General features: G+C 57.7%; 12 protein-coding genes. 11 read left to right on the forward strand and 1 reads right to left on the reverse strand.

Features of this window, described 5'->3' with window-relative positions; all coding sequences use genetic code 11:
* From IU397_RS15870 to IU397_RS15920, 11 genes are all read left to right on the forward strand, one after another.
* Positions 1–504 (forward strand): sulfopyruvate decarboxylase subunit alpha, encoded by a 504-nt coding sequence (locus IU397_RS15870; RefSeq protein WP_204415627.1) that lies wholly within the window; start codon positions 1–3, stop codon positions 502–504.
* Positions 501–1,049 carry a hypothetical protein gene (locus tag IU397_RS15875; protein ID WP_204415629.1) on the forward strand — a complete coding sequence of 183 codons (549 nt, stop codon included), beginning with the start codon at positions 501–503 and terminating at the stop codon, positions 1,047–1,049. The genes IU397_RS15870 and IU397_RS15875 overlap by 4 nt, the downstream gene beginning before the upstream one ends.
* Positions 1,046–1,609: a sulfopyruvate decarboxylase subunit beta gene (comE, locus tag IU397_RS15880; RefSeq protein ID WP_204415631.1), complete on the forward strand. Its 564-nt coding sequence runs from the start codon at positions 1,046–1,048 to the stop codon at positions 1,607–1,609. Before IU397_RS15875 ends, comE begins: the two co-directional genes overlap by 4 nt.
* A 129-nt stretch (positions 1,610–1,738) precedes the next feature.
* On the forward strand, positions 1,739–3,679 hold the full coding sequence (locus IU397_RS15885; protein ID WP_204415641.1) for a CocE/NonD family hydrolase: 1,941 nt from the start codon (positions 1,739–1,741) through the stop codon (positions 3,677–3,679).
* A gap of 39 nt (positions 3,680–3,718) precedes the next feature.
* Positions 3,719–5,311, forward strand: a complete 1,593-nt coding sequence (locus IU397_RS15890) for an ABC transporter substrate-binding protein (protein ID WP_204415649.1) — start codon at positions 3,719–3,721, stop codon at positions 5,309–5,311.
* Between the two features lie 4 nt (positions 5,312–5,315).
* Positions 5,316–6,272 (forward strand): ABC transporter permease, encoded by a 957-nt coding sequence (locus tag IU397_RS15895; protein WP_204415651.1) that lies wholly within the window; start codon positions 5,316–5,318, stop codon positions 6,270–6,272.
* A complete protein-coding gene (locus IU397_RS15900; protein WP_204415653.1) occupies positions 6,269–7,090 on the forward strand; it encodes an ABC transporter permease in 822 nt (273 codons plus the stop codon). Before IU397_RS15895 ends, IU397_RS15900 begins: the two co-directional genes overlap by 4 nt.
* Positions 7,083–8,714, forward strand: a complete 1,632-nt coding sequence (locus tag IU397_RS15905) for an ABC transporter ATP-binding protein (RefSeq protein WP_204415654.1) — start codon at positions 7,083–7,085, stop codon at positions 8,712–8,714. The genes IU397_RS15900 and IU397_RS15905 overlap by 8 nt, the downstream gene beginning before the upstream one ends.
* A gap of 2 nt (positions 8,715–8,716) precedes the next feature.
* The gene (locus tag IU397_RS15910; protein WP_239479851.1) at positions 8,717–9,106 is read left to right on the forward strand and encodes a VOC family protein; all 390 of its coding nucleotides are present in this window, start codon (positions 8,717–8,719) and stop codon (positions 9,104–9,106) included.
* Between the two features lie 4 nt (positions 9,107–9,110).
* A complete protein-coding gene (locus IU397_RS15915; protein ID WP_204415655.1) occupies positions 9,111–10,361 on the forward strand; it encodes an aminotransferase class V-fold PLP-dependent enzyme in 1,251 nt (416 codons plus the stop codon).
* Positions 10,362–10,928: 567 nt separating this feature from the next.
* Positions 10,929–16,319, forward strand: a complete 5,391-nt coding sequence (locus IU397_RS15920) for an SdrD B-like domain-containing protein (RefSeq protein WP_204415656.1) — start codon at positions 10,929–10,931, stop codon at positions 16,317–16,319.
* Positions 16,320–16,574: 255 nt separating this feature from the next.
* Here IU397_RS15920 and IU397_RS15925 read toward each other — a convergent pair whose 3' ends face one another.
* The gene (locus tag IU397_RS15925) at positions 16,575–18,218 is read right to left on the reverse strand and encodes a hypothetical protein (protein WP_204415657.1); all 1,644 of its coding nucleotides are present in this window, start codon (positions 18,216–18,218) and stop codon (positions 16,575–16,577) included.
* Between the last annotated feature and the right edge of the window lie 10 nt (positions 18,219–18,228).

The following is an 18,228-nucleotide window of genomic DNA, read 5'->3' on the forward strand; positions in this document are numbered from 1 at the left end:
ATGGGAATTGATGACAGGATCCTTGCGGATCTGGTGAAGCACCGGATCGAATTTGTGACGACGGTGCCGTGCAAGCAACTGGCCGGTGTCATCGAAGGGATCGATACGACGCCGTCGATTTTGCATGTGCCATCCAACAAGGAAGATGAGGGGATGGGCCTGTGCGCCGGTGCCTGGATGGGCGGCAAGCGCCCGGCGATCATTATGCAGAACACCGCCATTGGGGTTACGATCAACGCGTTGGCGACGCTCACGCAATTCTACCGGATGCCCTTGCCCATGCTGATCAGTTACCGCGGTGAGGTGGGCGAACCCGTGGCCTGTCAGGTCGAGATGGCGGTGCATACCAAGGCGTTGCTCGCGCAGCTTTGCATCCCGACCTATCACTTTCATCGGCAAAGCGATGTCGAGGAGTTGGACGGCATTCTGGGACATTGCTTCATGGCGTCGAAACCCGTTGCCGTACTGATGGATGCGACCTTCTGGAAGGGGGAGTTGCAGTGAAACACGCGGCCCTTACCACGGCTTTGACCTGCGCCTTGGGCACGGCGGTGCAGGCCAGTTCCGTGGAATATGCGTTCTGCTGGATCGGTGACAATGGTTACACGATGGAAGGCCGGATGCAGTTCGACGATGCCTTGTTGGAGACCGGTCTGATCTCACAAGACGATATCACAAGATTCGAGATCCGGGGATACCGGGACGATGCCCCCCTTGGATCATGGTCATTGGCGCAGTTGACACCCGAGACGACCTGGGTGCTGAGTTTTGACACGACGCGGCTGGAATTTCCTACGGGCAGCACCGGCAACAATGATCTGCAGGCCTGGAATGCTGATGGTACGGCCAGCAATTGCGGTAATCCCGGCTTTGGCTTTAACGCGGGCAACAATGCGCAGGATGTCTGCGTAAACGGTGAGTGGCGCACGGATTCGATGGTGGACCGGTTCACGCCCTTGCAGGTCTTTCCGGCGGGGTCGGAACGGGCCTGTGGCGACCCAGATCTGCTGAGCCAGGTAATGCGCCCTAAACGGGAGGAACGGACATGATCCGATCAGAAGTTCTGAAGATGATGTTGCCGGTGTTGCGAGATCATCTGGTGGTTTGCAATATCGGGCTGCCCAGCCAGGAAATGCATATGCTGGAGGACAGGCCCGGCAATTTCTACATGCTGGGGACGATGGGTCTGGCCTCGTCCATCGGATTGGGATTGGCTTTGGCGCAGAAGGCGCCTGTTGTGGCGATTGATGGCGACGGCTCTGTCTTGATGAACCTGGGCACCTTTTCAACGATTGCCAACAATCAGGCGCCAAACTTTGTTCTGCTGGTGATTGATAATGGCAGCTATGGCTCCACCGGCGATCAGACGACCTATGCCGGGCGAAAAACCTCACTCACGGCCGTCGCGCAGGCCTGTGGCTGTGAAAACGTGGTGGAATGCACCGCCGAGGAAACTCCGCAGGTTGTGGCCGACGCCATCAAAGCCCAGCAGATGACCGTTGTGATCAGCAAATGCGAAAGCGGTAATGTGAAAGTGCCGGTCATTCCGCTGGATCCTGTGGTGATCAAGGACCGGTTCATGAAACAGGTAGCGGCGCTGAACGCATAGCGGTTTGGGAATTTTGTACGCCCGGCGGAGGTAATTTTTACCAATAAGAAAGTGTGATGGCTTTCGGTTGCCTCCCAAGGGGAATTGGTTGATCTTGCCACTATGTCAGCAGGTGACATAGAGGGTGGGATGCAGGTCTCCGTCGAGGATGGCCTACGTGTTCCCATGCCAGATGGCGTGACGCTATCTGCACGGGTTTGGCGGCCGGATTGCGGCCCTGTGCCGGCTATTCTGGAGATGCTCCCTTACCGCAAGCGCGACGGGACAGTGGCGCGCGATGCCACCACCCATGCGGAATTTGCGCGCCATGGCTATGTTTGCCTGCGGGTCGATCTGCGTGGATGCGGTGAAAGTGACGGATTATTCGAGGATGAATACTCGGCCCGGGAATTGCAGGACATTCATGACACCATTGCCTGGATCGCGGCGCAGCCCTGGTGCGACGGGTCGGTTGGGATCATGGGGATCAGTTGGGGCGGTTTCAACGGCCTGCAAGTGGCGGCGCTGCAGCCGCCTGCGCTGAAGGCTGTGATCTCGATCTGTTCATCGGTGGACCGGTTTGCGGATGATATTCACTATAAAGGCGGGTGTTTGCTGGGCGAGAATATCGGCTGGGCCGCCTGCGCCATGTCGTGGTTTGCAAGCCCGCCGGACCCTGATCTGGTGCCCGATTGGCGGCAGGTCTGGCAGGAGCGGTTGGCGGCGACCCCGTTTCTGGCGGCGGATTGGACGCGACATAACACGCGGGACGCGTATTGGCGCCATGGCTCGGTCTGTGAGGATTACGGGGCGATTAAGGCGGCGGTGCTAAGCATCGGCGGCTGGCATGATGGTTATCGCAACACGATTGCCCATCTGGTCGAGAACCTGGAGGCGCCGGTCAAAGGGATCGTAGGGCCGTGGAATCACAAATATCCGCATTTGGCAGCGCCTGCACCGCAGATGGATTTCGTGGGGGAAGCGTTGCGTTGGTGGGATCACTGGTTAAATGGGATGGATACCGGGGTGGATGATGATCTGGCCTATCGCGCCTATCTGATGGACAGTGTCGCCCCTCAAGTGAGTTTCGATACACGACCCGGCCAGTGGGTTGCGTTGGATAGCTGGCCCGCTGGGCGGGCTTTGGATTTGCCCTTTGGTACCGACGGGATGGGGGTAGCTTGTGCTTTTCAGCGCAGGATCGCCACGAATACCTTTTGCGGACGGGCGGCGGGGGAGTATTTCCCGTTTGGCTTTGGCCCCGGCGAGTTGCCCGATGATCAGCAGATCGACGATGACCTGTCGCTTTGCTTCGACAGTGCGGCCTTTGAGACGGAACAGATCATCATCGGCGCCGCGTCGGTTGACCTGACGTTGGCGGCGGATCAGCCCGCGGCGCAGGTGATGGTGCGGCTGAGCGATATACGCCTCGATGGCAGCGTTGGCCTGATCGCCCATGGTATGCTGAACCTGCGGCAGCGCGAGGGGCATGACCGAATGGTCGATCTGGAACCCGGCATCGCCTACGACGTGACGGTGCCGCTGGACCAGATCGCCTATCGCCTGCCTGTCGGGCATCGGTTGCGGGTCGCGATCTCGCCCTCCTATTGGCCGTTCATCTGGCCCGAAGCTGCACCGGTCGAGTTGACGGTAACGGCGGGTCGGTTGCAACTGCCTGTGCAAGATGTGGCCCCGCCCTATCACGGATTTGTGCCGCCGCGCCCGGCGCCCGCGCCGGTTTTGAACACCGTTCTTCCGCCGCGGGAGCGCAAGCTGACCTGGGACGAAGACGGAAGCCTGCATCTGATCATCCATGGCGATCACGGCGAGACCGAGGATTTCGATCACGGCCTGATCACTGGCAGCCGGTTGACGGAGCATTGGCAGATCGCGCGCGATGCCATCGCCACGGCGCGGGTCGACATAAGCTGGGAGCGTTGGATGCGACGCGGTGACTGGGAAGTGCGGACGCTGTGCGAGACCCGGATGACGGGCGATGCAGACGCCTTTGAGATTTCGGCGCGGCTAGAGGCTTTGGACGGGCAGACGAAGGTTTTTGCCCGCGATTTTCATGAGCGCGTTTCGCGCTGACGGATACAACACGCATGCGTGACATATGGGGAGAACACGATGTCTGACAAACTGAAACACCTGAGTAAACTAGCGGTCAGCGGCAAGTTGAGCCGCCGTGATTTTCTGGGCCGCGCGTCGGCTTTGGGATTTGGCGCTGTCTTTGCGGGTGGTTTGCTGCAGCGAGCTGCGGCGGATGGCCATGCCGCGCCGGTCAAAGGTGGGACGCTGAAGGTTGGGATCCAGGGTGGTGCCTCCACGGATAGTCTGGACCCGGCACTGGCCGCGAATGACACTGCGATCATGAATTTGCGCCTCTTCGGTGACGTGCTGGTGGAGGTCGATGCCAACGGCGAGATCGAAAACCGGTTAGCAGAGGAGGTCGAGGCCTCGGCTGATGCCAGCGTCTGGACCTTCAAGATCCGCAAAGGTGTGCAGTTTCATAACGGCGCTGAGCTGACGCCCAGAGATGTGATGCGCACGATGGAGCGTCACACGAACGAAGACACCAAATCCGGCGCGTTGGGTATTTTGCGCGGGATCAAGGGGATGGCGGTGGACGGTGACAAGTTCGTCGTTATGCTGGACCAGCCTAATGCCGATCTGCCCTACCTGATCAGCGACTATCATCTGGTGATCCAGCCCGATGGCGGGTTTGACGATCCGGGCGCAGGCGTTGGCACGGGCCCCTACAGGATGGTCTCGAACGAAGCAGGCGTGCGGCACGTCTATGAAAAGTTCGATGGTCACTGGGATGAAAGCCGAGGCCATGCCGCGACCGTGGAATTGATCGTCATCAATGATGACACGGCGCGTGTGGCGGCCTTGCAATCGGGGCAGGTCCACATGATCAACCGGGTGCCGCCAAAGGTTGCCAGCCTGGTCGGCCGGATGCCCTCGGTCGAGGTGAAATCCATCGCGGGCAAGGGGCATTACGTGTTCATCATGCATGCCAATACCGCGCCATTCGATAATGCGGATCTGCGCCTGGCACTGAAATACGCGATGAACCGGGAGGAGATGGTCGAAAAGATCCTGTTCGGTAACGGCACGATCGGGAATGATACGCCGATCAACGCGGCCTATCCGCTTTATACCGAAATGGAACAGCGCAGTTACGACCCTGAAAAGGCCGCGTTCCACTTTAAGGCATCTGGCCATGACGGGCCGGTTCTGCTGCGGACGTCCGAGAACTCGTTCCCCGGGGCGGTAGATGCCAGCCAGCTCTTTCAGCAAAGCGCGGCTGCGGCGGGCATCACGCTTGAGATCAAGCGCGAGCCGAATGACGGCTATTGGTCCGAGGTTTGGAACAAGCAACCCTTCTGCACCAGCTATTGGGGCGGGCGTCCAACGCAGGATTCGATGTTCTCAACGGCGTATCTGTCAACGGCCGACTGGAACGACACGCGGTTCTTTAACGAGCAGTTCGACCAGATGTTGTTTGCGGCCCGCGCCGAGTTGGACAATGCCAAACGCACGGCGATCTATGCCGATATGGGCACAATCCTGCACAATGAAGGCGGGCTGATCCTGCCGATGTTCAACAACTTCATCGAAGGTGTGTCAGACAAGGTCGGCGGTTGGGCCGAGGATTCCAATGGCGGCATGATGAACTCCTACGCGCCGATCAAGACCTGGCTGACCGAAGCTTGATCCGGTGCGTCTTGCACTGAAATTGGTGGCCCAGCGGCTGACGCTGGGCCTGCTGCTGTTGTTGGCCGTCTCGGCCTTGATTTTTGCGGGTACGCAGATCCTGCCTGGCGATGTGGCGCAGTCGGTACTGGGCCAGTCGGCCACGCCCGAGGCGCTGGCGAATTTGCGGGCCGAGATGGGGTTAGATCGGCCCGCTGTGATCCGGTATTTCGAATGGCTGGGGGGCGTGCTGACCGGTGATTTGGGTACAGCTTTGTCCAGCCGCGCCGATATCGCGGATGCGGTTGCAAAGCGGCTTTACAACACGCTCTTTCTGGCCTCGGTTGCGGCCGTGATCTCGATCCCGCTGGCGATCTTGCTGGGGCTGGTCGCTGTCCGCTATCGCAACCGATGGCCGGATAAGATGATTTCCGCCACGACCTTGGCCTCGATCTCGTTACCGGAGTTTTTCATTGGCTACCTGCTGATCCTTGTCTTTGCGGTGAACCTTGGGTGGTTCCCATCCGTCGCCACGGTTTACGACAGCATGACATTTGGCCGGCGGTTGAATGTGGTGATCCTGCCGGCGCTGACCCTGACTCTGGTCGTGCTGGCGCATATGATGCGGATGACGCGGGCGGCGATCCTCAACGTCATGCAATCGGCCTATATCGAGACGGCGGAGCTAAAGGGCCTGAGCGGGTTTCGCGTGATCTGGAAACATGCGTTCCCGAATGCCATCGCCCCCATCGTGAATGTGGTCATGCTGAACATGGCCTATCTGGTCGTGGGCGTCGTGGTGGTTGAGGTGATCTTTGTCTATCCCGGCATGGGCCAATATCTGGTCGATCATGTGAGCAAGCGTGATGTGCCGGTGGTGCAGGCCTGCGGGCTGATCTTTGCGGCCATCTATATCGGGCTGAACCTGGTCGCGGATGTCGTGGCGATCCTGACCAACCCGCGTTTGAGGCATCCGAAATGAGCCGCATTCCCGTTAGCGCCTGGATTGGCCTTGGCTCAACCTCAGTGTTCGTTTTTGCAGCCCTCTTCGCGCAACTGATCGCGCCCTACGGGCTGAGCGAGGTCGTGGGAGAGGTGTGGGAACCTTTCAGTGCCGCTCATTGGCTGGGCACCGATAACCTGGGCCGCGATCTGCTGAGCCGCATGATTTTTGGCGCACAGACCACGCTTGCCATCGCAGCTCTTGCGACGGCGGTGTCATTCTCATTGGGGGCAATCCTGGGCATGACCGCGGCGGTCATCGGCGGTTGGGTGGATCAAATGATGTCACGGGGCGTGGATCTGCTGATGTCCATCCCGACGCTGATTTTCGCGCTTGTGGTGCTGTCAGTACTGCCCTCGACCGTGCTGACCTTGGTTTTGGTCATGGGCATTCTGGATTCAACACGGGTCTACCGCCTGTCGCGCGCGGTGGGTGTGGATGTGAACGTGATGGAGTTCGTTGAGGCGGCAAGGCTGCGCGGCGAAGGTCGGTGGTGGATCATCAGCCGGGAGATCCTGCCCAATGCGCTTGCCACCCTGGTTGCGGAACTGGGGTTGCGTTTCATATTCATGGTGCTGTTCCTCTCGGCCCTGTCGTTTCTGGGTCTTGGTATCCAGCCGCCGCAAGCCGATTGGGGCGGGATGGTGAAGGAGAACAAGGACGGCATCGTCTTTGGTATCCCGGCCGCGTTGATCCCGGCTGGGGCGATTGCGCTGCTGGCAATCTCGGTCAATCTGGTGGCGGATTGGGTCTTGAACCGCACCACCGATTTGAAAGGGGGGCGGAGCGATGGCTGATCTGCTGGAATTTCGCGACCTGAAGATCGGTGTCACCGTGCGGCAGCCGGGGGAGTCGCCGCGCGATCTGACCATTGTGGACGGGATTAGTGCAAGCTTGGCCAAGGGCCGTGTCCTGGGCCTGATCGGGGAAAGCGGGGCCGGGAAGTCAACCATTGGTCTGGCGTCAATGGCCTATGGTCGGGGCGGGGTCGAGATTACGGGCGGTGAGGTTCTGCTGAACGGGCGCGACATCCTGAAGGAAGGGCGCCGCGGATTGATGGGGCTGCGCGGGCGCGAGGTCTGCTATGTCTCGCAATCGGCAGCGGCGGCGTTCAACCCGGCCCATCGGTTGATCGACCAGGTGGTGGAAGCGACCGTGCTGCACGGATTGGCCAACCGGGCCGAGGCCGAGGCCCGGGCGATCGATCTGTTCCGCGCACTCAGCCTGCCGGACCCTGAGAACATCGGGAAGCGTTACCCGCACCAAGTCTCGGGCGGGCAATTGCAGCGGGTGATGACAGCGATGGCACTTTGTTCACAACCTGACCTGATTGTTTTTGACGAGCCGACCACTGCGCTGGATGTCACGACGCAGATCGACGTGCTGGCAGCCATCAAGAATGCGATCCGGGTGACGGGGGTTGCCGCACTTTACATCACGCATGATCTGGCCGTGGTTGCCCAGGTCTCGGACGAGATCATGGTGCTGCGCCACGGTCAGATGGTGGAGCATGGTACGGCCGAACAGATCATCACCGCGCCGCGCAAAGAATATACGCAGGCGCTGGTCTCGGTTCGATCGATTGATCATCCGGAACAGGCGCCGGGTCAGGACCCGATACTGCGTGTTCAGAATATCACGGCGGCCTACGGGACTGGGGCGACGGTTCTGGACGATGTCTCGGTTGAGTTGCATGCCAGCCAGACCCTCGCCGTGGTGGGCGAAAGCGGGTCGGGCAAGTCGACCCTCGCGCGCGTGATCACCGGGTTGTTGCCACCCGCATTCGGTGAGATCCGGTTTCAGGGCCGCAGGCTGACACCAGCCTTGAAAGACCGGCCGCGTGAGGATCTGCGCGAGATCCAGATGATCTACCAGATGGCTGATACGGCGATGAACCCGCGCCAGTCCGTTGGCACGATCATTGGACGCCCCCTTGAGTTTTATTTCGGCATCAATGGGGCAGAGCGTGACCGTCGGGTGGCGGCATTGCTGGACGAGATCGAGATGCCCGCCGCGATGGCCCAACGCTACCCGGCAGAGCTGTCGGGCGGCCAAAAGCAGCGGGTCTGCATCGCGCGGGCCCTGGCCGCCAAGCCCAAGATCATCATTTGCGACGAGGTGACCAGCGCCCTTGACCCGCTGGTGGCCGATGGCATTCTGAAATTGCTGCTGGACCTGCAGCGGATCGAGGAGGTCGCCTATCTGCTCATCACCCATGACCTGGCCACGGTGAAGGCCATTGCCGACAGTATTGCAGTGATGCATCTGGGCAAATTGGCACGATATGGCCCTAAAGCACAGGTTTTACGCCCACCCTTTGACGATTACACCGACCTGTTGTTGAGTTCGGTGCCAGAGATGAAGATGGGATGGCTGGAAAACGTCATGGCCCATCGCAAAATGGAAAGTGCGGGGAACTGACCATGACGAATATGGATCTGGGGGCCTTTTCATTGAGCCTGAATGTGTCTGATCTGGATGCATCCCGTGCGTTCTATGAAAAGTTGGGGTTTGGTTTGGCCGGAGGCAGTGCTGATCAGGGTTGGCTCATCCTGCGCAATGGGGGCTGTACCTTGGGGCTGTTTCAGGGCCACCTTCCCGAAAATTGCCTGACCTTTAATCCGGGCTGGACGCCTGAGGCGCAAGCGATGGAAACCTTTGAGGATGTTCGGCGGTTGCAGGCCCGCTTGGAATCACAGGGGATTGAGATTTTCATCCGTGCGAAGGAAGGCACCGCTCCCACCCATTTCGTTGTGGTGGATCCTGACGGCAACCAGATCCTGATCGACCAACACGAAAACGCACCGGAGTAGCCCCATGTTCGACACCGATCTGATCGAGGCGATCCGCGACCGGTTTGCCCATGTCGATCATTGCCCGGAGCAGGGCCCACGGATTTTTTTCGAAAATGCTGGCGGGGCGCTAACGCTGAAATCAGTGGTGGATGCATCGGTCCGTTATGCTGCGATCCCTGATAACCAGGGGCGCGACAACCCCATGAGCCACGCATTGGTCGCCGCAATTAGCAAGGCAAAGGCGGATGCGCGCGTGGTCCTGAACGCAGATGCTGGCCAGATCTTTGTCGGTGAAAGCGGAACGGAACTGCTGTTTCGCATGATCATGAATGCCTGTCTTGGGACACCTGCCGGGACGGTGGTCGGCAGTACGCTGGAGCATCCAGCCTCACGCTCGGCTGCCAAGCGGTGGGCCAAGATCGCGGGTAAGCCGTATATCTCGGTGCCCCATGATGATGCCACGGGCTCGGTTGAGGCGAGCGCCTATGCAGCTTATGTCACGGCAGAGACACGGGTTGCCACGATCCTGCATACTTCACCCGTGACAGGGATGTCGGTGGATGTGGCGGCCATTGCCAGGGCAATTCGGGCCGTGGCAGCGGACTGCCTTATCATTGTGGACGGGATCCAGCACGCGGCGCATGGGGCGCTGGACCTGGACAGTTATGGCATCGACGGTTATGCGATCTCCCCTTACAAGATGTTTTCGCGCCACGGCTATGGCGTCGCTTGGATCAGTGATCGTTTGGCGGCCCTCCCCCATGACGGTCTGGAGGGCGGGCCGGAGGACAATTGGGAGCTTGGGACACGAGATACCGGCGCCTATGCCACGTTTTCGGAGGTCGTGCGTTATCTGGAATGGCTTGGTGCGCAATTCACCGACACCATAGATCGTCGGTCACGGATCGAGGCGGCAGCGCAGGCTATTCATGCCCATGAAGCCAGGCTGACCGACATCATGCTGCATGGCGAGGGGAACCTGGTGGGATTGGCAGATCTGCCGAATGTCCAGATTATTGGGGGTGTTGATAATCCCCGCCGCGAGGGCCTGGTATCTTTGGCGGTCGATCATTTGGCGGCCGCCGATATAGTTGGTGCATTGTCCGATCAGGGCATCCGGACGCATGTCCGCAAGTCAGATCATTATTCAGGAAATGTCCTCAAACCGCTTGGCCTGACCGCTGCTGTGCGTGTTTCGCTGTGCCACTACAATACCCGGCAAGAGGTTCGGACGTTCCTCGCTGCGATGTCCGAGATCTGCAAACCAGACTAGTCTTGGATCGATCTGACCTGTCAAATCAAGATATCGGTGCATGGCTTGTAACGCAGGTGAACGACGATCTATGGGATGTTTTTGATCGTGGGTCATAGGTTATTCCATACAAAAACATGGTTGCCCAAAAGTTGACTATATCCCGTCGCAGCTGCGGCATTGTATCAACCGTGGAAACCAATTTTCATATTAGGAGCGGTTATCATTGGCATTGAGGCTTAAAAAAATTATATAATATTATCAAATATTTAATGGTAATACATTGAGATTCGCTGTCGAAAAAGTGTCATCAAGGATTACCTGTGCCGCGAGAATAAACTGTTTCGAAATGCAAAAATAAATCAACCTTAAGTTGATTAAATGGGGCGCAAATACGGCAAGTTGATGTCCGGCCTCGCCTTAAATTAAAGACTTCAAGGCATTATTGTGAAGGTCGGCAAAATTATGCTCAAATTGCTTGACCGCCTCATTCTCCGGTCCCTAACCAAATTGTGACGCAGCCTATTTTGCGCGGGCGGCCCTCCGTCCGTGCGTCGATACGATTTAAATTTGTGAAACGAGGATCGCATGACCGATACTACATATTCATTTACTGCAATTGATCTGAACGACCTGAGAGATGCTGGCCTGAATGGCTATGTCAGCAACGGCGATACATTCACCATGCCCGCGGGCGCTGAAATGTCGGTTGTTGTCGTGGATAATGACGACAAGCTCGCCGGGGATAAGAAGCGCAACGAGCGCTCGGACGATAATAATGGTCAAGAGGCGGCAGCGATTGGGAATGGCGGTCAGATCTATGTCGAGGCCAATTGGAAGGTCCGGGACGAGCATGGCAACACCTACCGCATGGTCGAGATTGAGCAGGAGGGTTCCAACGTTGAACTTTTCTCGTTCATCGGGGACGTGCCCCCTGCTGGGGCACAACTGCGTGTCATCAACAGCCATGACCAGCGTGACGTCTCTTATAGTGCGCTGAGCGCAGATACCGCGCCCGCCATGTCGGACTTTGTTGAATTCGATGATCCCGATATGGTGACGGTCGATTTTGAAGGGCTGGCTGCGGGAACTGTCCTAGGCACCGCCTATGACGGGGTCACGATCTCTGCACTAAAGAACACTGCCAACCAGCAGACGGTCGAGGCCGAACATATGGACCGCGACGGGTACAACATCGTCAACGGCTCCCAGGCGTCTGGTGGGAAACTGGTCAAGATCTCTGGCTCGGAAGGTAGCTTGGCCACCGACTTTAACGGCAGTGCCGGCACCTATGAGGTCAAGATCCGCGTACAAGACGAAACCGACGGCCAAGGCACCATCCAGTTGAAGGTTGATGGTGTCGTTGTCGCCACCCTTGATCTGGACCAGGACAATAACGGCGGCGGCAGCAACAACGGTGGTTTCTCGACCCGCAGCTTTGGCGATGTCGAAATCCCCGCAGGTGCCGAGGTGGAGATCGTCTCATTCCGCAGTGGCGGTGAATACATGCGGATCGACCAACTGATCTTTGAAGGGGAAGGTCAGGCCACCGGGGAGGCGATGGTCTTTGACACCGCCAATCCGACCGGGGGTGATAACGACCTCGCGACCTCGGATCTGGGTAATGTCCTGATTATCTCAGAAGACGGGGATAGCAGTGACCCCGATGATGATGCCAATGGTGGCACCCTGGTGTTTGACTTTGACAGCCCATCAGAAGTGTTCGACCTGAAAATCCTGGACACCGAAAAGGGTGGCGAGGTTCGCTTGTTCGACGCAAATGGCGCGCTGATCAAAACTGTGACCATTCCCGAAGTGGCGGATGGCGCCGTTCAACAAGTCCTGATCCAGACAGATGATGTCTCGCGCATGGAAGTTGAACTGAATGGCTCAGGTGCCGTCGATGACATCCAATTCGTGCCTGGCACTCCGATCACGCCGCCGACGGATGACGGATGTGATGACGACAAGACCGATTTCAACGATCTGGCAACCGGTACAATTGTGAATGAGCAGATCGAAGGTGTTACCATCACTGCTCAGCGTGCGGGTGATGGCCCCAACTCTGCCAACGATGCCATGATCTTTGACACCGACAACCCCACCGGCGGTGACAACGATCTGTCCTATACCGGTGTCGGCAAGGTCATCATCATCTCGGAAGATGGTGACAGTTCTGATCCCGATGACAATGCCTCTGGTGGTGTGATCCGCTTTGATTTCGACAATCCGTCGAAGGTGACCTCCATCAAGGTGCTGGATACCGAGGAAACGACCGGCACCATCGATCTGTTCGATGCTGATGGTGGCTTGATCAAGTCGGTTCCGATCCCTGCTACGGGCGACAATGGCCAGTCCGATGTGACCCTGGATGCCGATGGCGTGGCGCTGATGCTGGTGAACCTGCCCGGTTCCGGTGCTGTGGATGATCTGTGTTTTGACCATGAGCCGCCGGTGGATCCGCAGACAGGCTCCATCACCAGTCGGGCCTTTATCGACAGCGATGATGATAGCCAGGACAACAACAACGGCGATGAAGAGGGATTGGTCGGCGTATCGGTTGTCCTGATCGACGCCAATGGAAATGAGGTCGCCACGACAACCACTGGTGAGAACGGCGTGTATAGCTTCACTGGCCTGCCTGCAGGTGATTACACCGTCGTCTTTCCAACCGAAGTGGATGGTCTGAAATTGGTCGAGGCCAATGTTGGACCCGATGAAAGCGACAGTGATGCCGCCGAGGATACCGGTGCTACGACCACCATCACAATCGGCGTTGGCGAAGCTGTCACGGATGTCGATGTGGGTTACGAGGCGCTGCCGCCAGCGCCAGGCGCCATTTCGGGCCGGTTCTTCATGGATGCGGATCGAAGCAATACGGAAACTGACGGTGATATGCCGCTCGTCTCTGCCGATATAATTTTGCTGCAGGATGGCGTTGTGATCGCGGAAGCCTCCACCGATGCCGATGGCAATTATCGGTTCGATGGCCTGGAACCTGGCGGCAACTACGTCGTCGAATTCCAGAACCCGACCGACAAGCTGTTTGTCACTCAGGATTTCGGGGGTGACGACAGCATCGACAGCGACGTTGACGCGACCGGCTTCACCGGACCTATCACCGTTGTGGCAGGGCAGGAGACCGCGGATGTCGATGCGGGTATCTTTGATCCTGGCAATGCCTCCCTTGGCGGCACCTATTTCATGGATATGAACGATAACTCCATTCAGGATGCGGCAGACCTGCCGGTCGTTGGGGGCACAGTTCTGTTGGTCCAGAACGGACGTGCGATCAAATCCACCACTACGGATGAGAACGGCAACTACATTTTCGAGAACCTTAACAGCGGCGCATACAATGTGCGGTTCCTGAACGACGATGAGCAAAAGGTCTTTGTCGACGCCAATGTGGGCGATGACGATACGGTCGATTCCGATGTGACTCAGGTTTTCCCGAATGGTATCGGCACAACGATCCGTGTTTTGGTTGGTGTTAATGAAGCCGTCACCGATGTTGATGCCGGGATTGAAGATCTGAACGCGGCGTCGCTGTCAGGACGGTTCTTTCAAGACAATGATCGCACGGATACAGACACCGATGGTGATACAGCGGTGGGCAATGCCACAGTCTCGCTCTTCAAGGCCGGGGTTTTCATTGCGGAGACGATGACCGATGCGGATGGCAACTATGATTTCACCGGTCTGGCCGCGGGCACGGATTACACGGTTGAGTTCGACAACCCGACCGATCTGGTTTTCGTGGCGCAGGATGTCGGTGCTGATGATGCAATCGACAGTGATGTTGATGTAAATGGCGCGACCGGAGCGATCACAGTTTTGGTTGGTCAGGCAACAACGGATGTGGATGCAGGTGTCGCAGATCCGCAAACCGGGTCGATCATCAGCCGCGCCTTCATCGACAGCGACGATGACAGTCAAGACAACAACAACGGTGATGAAGCGGGTCTGGTCGGGCTGACGGTCATTCTGCTGGATGATGGCGGCACTGAGGTTGCAACGACAACGACCGGCGAGGATGGCGTCTATAGCTTCACGGATCTTCCCGCAGGTGACTATACGGTTGTCTTTCCCACCGATGTTGACGGGTTCCAGCTTGTGGAGGCCAATGTCGGACCGGATGAAAGTGATAGTGACGCTGCCGAAGATACGGGCGCCACAACCACCATCACGGTTGGCCCTGGCGAGGCGATCACCGATGTCGATGTCGGGTACGAGGTTCTGCCTGTCCCCACCGGGTCGCTATCGGGTCGCTTCTTCAATGATATCGATTTGTCGGACACCGAAACCGACGGAGATACCGGTGTGAGCGGCGCTGTTGTGACCTTGCTGAAGAACGGTATGACCGTCGGTCAAACCACGACCAACACGGATGGCACCTATCGTTTTGACGACCTTGAACCGGGTGACGATTATGTCGTCCAATTCGGCAATCCGACGGGCAACGACTTTGTCGCCCAAGATGTGGGTGGGGATGATGCGATCGACAGTGATGTCGATGCGACCGGCCAGACTGGCATGATCAGTGTCGTTTCAGGTGAGGAAACGGCCAATATTGATGCTGGTGTCGCTGAGGAAGACATCATTGACCCCGTCACTGCAAGCATTGGTGACTTTGTGTTCTTTGATGAAAATGGAAATGGGGTGTTCGACGGGCCGGACACGGCCATGGCCTTTGTCACCGTAAACCTGTTCCAAGCAGGAGGGGACGGTCTTTTTGGAACGGATGACGATGCGCTCATTGCTTCGCAGACGACGTTCTTTGACGGAGCATATCTTTTCACCGGCTTGGCTGCTGGTGACTACCGGGTCCAGTTCGTTAATCCCGCTGGGCAGGATCTGACCTTTACCACACCGGGGACTGCGGCAGATGATGAGGTCAACAATGACAGCGATGCCGATGTTCTGACCGGCTTTACCGAGGTTATCCAACTCTCGGCCGGGGAAGAGGAGCTGGATATCGATGCCGGCGTGATCGTCGAAGCCGATGTACCCGATCCCAAGGACGATATCGCGGTCGTATGCGCGAAAGAGACGTTTGTCTTGGATGTTCTGGAGAATGACACCGAGTTCAGCGGCGGCGGTCTGACGGTCACGCAGTTGAATGGTATCGATGTTTTTGTCGGTGAGCCTTTAGACATCGATGGTGTCATCTTCACGCTGGAGGATGACGGCACCTTCACGGTCGATGCGACGGCTTCTTTTGTGGCGCTGGACATTGGTGAAGAACAAGACGTGTCCTACACCTACACGGTGCAAAACCAGCAAGGTGGATCTGCTGTTGCCGATATCTCCATCACCTACAAAGGTGTGGCGGAGACGCTGGGCGAGGTGGCCGTGAGTCTGCCCCAAGGCACGATCCAGTTTCAGGTGGTTGATGAAAGTGGTCCGGGCGGTTCGCCTGATGAAGCGTTCACCATGAAGCTGACTACGGGTGATGATCGTTTGGATACGGTCTATACCGAGGCATATGGCCTGCAATTCAATGATGCTGTTCTGTCCGGCAACGCGGATGAATTGATCGAGCTTGCCCCCGGTCTGACCGGCAACCTTCATGTCGCAGGCGTTGGCGATCTGCCCGACGGTGAGCTGGAGACGATCGGGATCAACGGTGAAACCGCGGCTGAAAATCTGGACATGATCACCTGGATCTTGAACCAGGACTTCACCAGCCAGGGTTACACCGATGGTGAAGTGCAGGCGGCAATCTGGTCCCTAACGGATGGTCAGTCGCTTGAAGATGCCGGATTTGACGATGGGCTTTTCCTGGCGGATGGAGCCGGTGACGACGACGATGCCCAAGCGATCCAGGAACTGGCATTGGCCAATGGCGAAGGCTTTGAAGCAGGGCCTGGCGATGTTGTTGGGATCATCGTCAATCCCGATGCTCAATCCGATGGTCGCGGCTTTGAGCAGCCATTCATTATCGCAGCCTATTACGATGACCTCGACTGCATCTGATGACAAAACTGGCGCATCCGTGATATGCGGATGCGCCGTATCACTTGGCTGTTTTTATTTCCCAGACCTGGGATGATTGGTGCCATTCTGGATATCGATCCAAGAAGGTGGGGAGCGCCTCTTCCGGTATCTTTTGCTAGATTATTGAAGTTACTGTCGGGCGTGGGGTGCCGCGTCGCGACCATCCGGTGTGATTGATGGAAAGCCGAGGATCTGATGATCTGACAAAGCCTGATGGCGGTGCTCGCCGGGTGGTCACTTCAGAATCGTGACCTCATCCCATTCCAGCACGCGCATCCCCTCAACCTTCGCAGTGTCCAACCAGTCCGGCAGCGCGAATGCGGGCCAGCAGTCTTCTCCCTCGCGAAAGACAACTGGTTGATACGTCTCGCGGAACTGTTCGTCGGTGAATAAGCCATCGAAAGCTGCATCATCCGTGGACCAGAACTGCAGCCCATCCCCATCCCCGCATCTTCGATTGAAGGCGGCCAGCATGTCCGGTTTGTGTTTCCAGAACGTTGGGCGATCAAAACTCGCATGGTTGCGCAGGCCGACCTTGACCGGATTGGCATGGGCCATTTCGACCCAATTGAGACCCAAGAGATCAAGGATTTCCCCTTCATAGGCGAGCGCGATCCCCCCGGCGGGCCCAATCCCGATCGTGGGCAACGGCTCCGCCCGGTTGAGATAGTTTCCAAAGCCCAGACCCCGTTCGACCAGGGTAAATTCTTTCTGAACGTCGAACCGAGCTTGATAATAGTGCATCCACCCCAGCCCTGAGAGAACCATTGCGGCGGCAAGCGCCGAGAGGCTAAGGCTCGTTCCATAGCCGCGCTGCCATTCCGATACGGAGGTCACGCCCAAAGCGACGGCTAAGGCGGCGGCAACCGGGAAAAGCGGTGCAATGGGCTGATAGAACCGCCACAGCGCAAAGTGATCGCCGCCAAGGCCTGCATAGACGGCCAGTATGCCAAATATCGTGGCACCTGCTATCAGCAGGGCCCGTGTGCCGGGCATGTCCTGACGAAGCCGCAGGATGGCAAACAACACCAACGCCGCCCAGACGACCAAAAACAGATCCGCCATGGGCGAGTTTTGCAGGAAATCCAGCAGGTATTTCAGACCATCTTTTATGCCCTGGATCGTATCTGACGAGACCTTCGCATAGAACGTGTTTGGCACCGGCCAGCCGAAATAGGACAATCGGAAGGTCGTGATGGCCAGGAAAACGGCAATCGCTGCCGCTCCTGAGGCAAGGCACGTGCGCCAGGCTGTGACCCGTAAAACGCCTGCCAGGATGATAAGCCCAAGCGCCACTGCAATGCCTTCCGGTCGCACGGTTGGCAGGATCAGAGCCGCCAGCACAATGCCGATGCGGGTCAGAATGCCAGCTTCGACTTCCACCAGTTTCACCAGCATCAACGTCAGCCATAACAGCAGCATCGACCAGATCGCCAGTTCCATCATCGTCCAGACGGACCATAGGAAATAGCCTGGACTGGCGATCAAGAACACGACCAAGGCACCGACAGCTACCTTCACATCGCATTGCAACCAGTAGCTGAACCACCGCACCATGCGCAGCGATAGATATATCGAAAATACCGTGATCCCCGCTGACAGTGCCAGGATAGGCAGTTCGGGATCGGGAAACGCCGAATATATGATTGTCAGAAGACCAACCCAGAGAAGTGCGGTTGATCCTTCAACCCGCTCCCCCCCAACATTGTACACGTAGCCATGACCATTCGCAACGTTTTCAGCATAGGATCGGGTGATTGCAGCGTCATCAATTCCGATCAGCGGGATGCCCTGGACTAACGCATAGGATAGCGCTGCACCAAGTAAAGTTGTCACAACGGCCAGAAAGAAATCGGTCACCGTAAACTGTGGTATCATCGTTACCTCC

It is taken from the genome of Actibacterium sp. 188UL27-1 (genome assembly GCF_016901225.1).
Classification (GTDB): Bacteria; Pseudomonadota; Alphaproteobacteria; order Rhodobacterales; family Rhodobacteraceae; genus 188UL27-1.

Bases quoted from the DNA above. Each gene is read 5' to 3' on its own strand.
- IU397_RS15870 (WP_204415627.1), top strand. From the start codon at position 1: ATGGGAATTGATGACAGGATCCTTGCGGATCTGGTGAAGCACCGGATC.
- comE (WP_204415631.1), top strand. From the start codon at position 1,046: ATGATCCGATCAGAAGTTCTGAAGATGATGTTGCCGGTGTTGCGAGAT.
- IU397_RS15885 (WP_204415641.1), top strand. From the start codon at position 1,739: ATGCAGGTCTCCGTCGAGGATGGCCTACGTGTTCCCATGCCAGATGGC.
- IU397_RS15890 (WP_204415649.1), top strand. From the start codon at position 3,719: ATGTCTGACAAACTGAAACACCTGAGTAAACTAGCGGTCAGCGGCAAG.
- IU397_RS15900 (WP_204415653.1), top strand. From the start codon at position 6,269: ATGAGCCGCATTCCCGTTAGCGCCTGGATTGGCCTTGGCTCAACCTCA.
- IU397_RS15905 (WP_204415654.1), top strand. From the start codon at position 7,083: ATGGCTGATCTGCTGGAATTTCGCGACCTGAAGATCGGTGTCACCGTG.
- IU397_RS15910 (WP_239479851.1), top strand. From the start codon at position 8,717: ATGACGAATATGGATCTGGGGGCCTTTTCATTGAGCCTGAATGTGTCT.
- IU397_RS15915 (WP_204415655.1), top strand. From the start codon at position 9,111: ATGTTCGACACCGATCTGATCGAGGCGATCCGCGACCGGTTTGCCCAT.
- IU397_RS15920 (WP_204415656.1), top strand. From the start codon at position 10,929: ATGACCGATACTACATATTCATTTACTGCAATTGATCTGAACGACCTG.
- IU397_RS15925 (WP_204415657.1), bottom strand. From the start codon at position 18,218: ATGATACCACAGTTTACGGTGACCGATTTCTTTCTGGCCGTTGTGACA.